The organism is Aquificaceae bacterium (assembly GCA_037722135.1).
Classification (GTDB): Bacteria; Aquificota; Aquificia; order Aquificales; family Aquificaceae; genus Pampinifervens; species Pampinifervens sericum.
This window is the reverse complement of sequence record JBBKAW010000044.1, coordinates 41,324-42,496: the sequence shown is the minus strand read 5'-3', so window position 1 is coordinate 42,496 and position 1,173 is coordinate 41,324. Positions and strand designations below refer to the sequence as shown.

Annotated in this window: 3 protein-coding genes; all 3 read right to left on the bottom strand. The window is 42.5% G+C overall.

From position 1 onward, the window contains the following. Window positions 1-71: 71 nt before the first annotated feature. A complete protein-coding gene (locus WKI49_03400) occupies window positions 72-467 on the bottom strand; it encodes a secondary thiamine-phosphate synthase enzyme YjbQ (protein ID MEJ7621551.1) in 396 nt (131 codons plus the stop codon). A gap of 1 nt (window position 468) precedes the next feature. Continuing rightward, window positions 469-954 (bottom strand): V4R domain-containing protein, encoded by a 486-nt coding sequence (locus tag WKI49_03395; GenBank protein ID MEJ7621550.1) that lies wholly within the window; start codon window positions 952-954, stop codon window positions 469-471. Next, a partial coding sequence (locus WKI49_03390) for an iron-sulfur cluster assembly protein (protein ID MEJ7621549.1) occupies window positions 942-1,173 on the bottom strand: 232 nt, incomplete at its 5' end. The genes WKI49_03390 and WKI49_03395, both read right to left, overlap by 13 nt.

Below are 1,173 nucleotides of genomic sequence, written 5' to 3'. Positions count from 1 at the left end.
GGCACTTCCTTTGGCAGTGCAATGCTAAAGAACAAAGTCAACAGCAGGAAAAGTTTCATACTACTCCTCACTTAGTCTTCTATGACCTTAACTATAACCTTCCTTTCTCTGGGTCCGTCAAACTCTGCAAGAAAAATCGCTTCCCAAGTGCCAAGGACAAGGTCTCCATCTTCTATAGGTATTACCCTTGAGTTGCCTATTATGGCACTTCTTATATGTGCTGCGGAGTTTCCTTCTGAGTGGGCGTAATTATCCCTCCATGGTATGAGCTTCTCTATAGAGTAGGCGATGTCCCTTATTACGTCTGGGTCTGCACCTTCGTTTATAAAGACACAGGCGGTAGTATGAGGAACGTATACGATGCATATGCCAGACTTGACACCTGAATTTTTCACTATTTCTTTGACCTGATTGGTTATGTTTACAAAGCTGGTATGCTTGGTTGTCCTAACCCTTATGACCGCCATATCACTTAAGGTTTATCTTAAATATACACCTTTCATGACCTTGTGCCTTGCATACCACTTCCTTGACGCTTATCTTCTTGTCAAGTAGCTCGCTAAGAAAACCCTCAAAGAAACCAGCCATGGGTTCACAAACAGGGCTCTTGCTACTTCCCACTGCTTCTACCAGTATTGAACCGTCAACCCTTATTTCCATTTTGTCAAGGTCATACTCAAAAACATCCAAAAGCCTTGAGGATTCTGCTATGACCGTTAGAATGTCAAGGGCTTCATCCAATCTATCTGTGTATATGCCATACCTCTCCTTTAATATCTTTGCTCCCTTTTTCCCTCCATAATTGGTTGCCTTCTTTATCACATTGTCTATTCCTAACTTGCTCAGTTTGTATATGTCCCTATAGCCGTCTACCAGTGCAGCACGGTGCACGAGCACAGACTCCCTCTCAATGGCTTCCGCAAGAGCTCTAAACTTATCTTTTAGATATTCCATCCCATACTCCTAAGTTTTTGCCTTCCTTCTTCAGATATTTTATCACTGCTCCAAGCAAGTTCAAATACAAAGTTTATTACAACGTCTTTCAACTGGGGAAAATTTCTAAGCAGGTGTTCCCTTATATGCTCAGCAAAAAAGCCCTTTGCAGGACAGGAGGGGACTGTTAGGGTCATATCCACATAGGCTATTCCGTCCTTTACTTGCACACCGTATATA

Excerpts from the sequence above, each read along its gene's own strand:
- WKI49_03400 (MEJ7621551.1), bottom strand. The coding sequence starts at position 467 with ATGGCGGTCATAAGGGTTAGGACAACCAAGCATACCAGCTTTGTAAAC.
- WKI49_03395 (MEJ7621550.1), bottom strand. The coding sequence starts at position 954 with ATGGAATATCTAAAAGATAAGTTTAGAGCTCTTGCGGAAGCCATTGAG.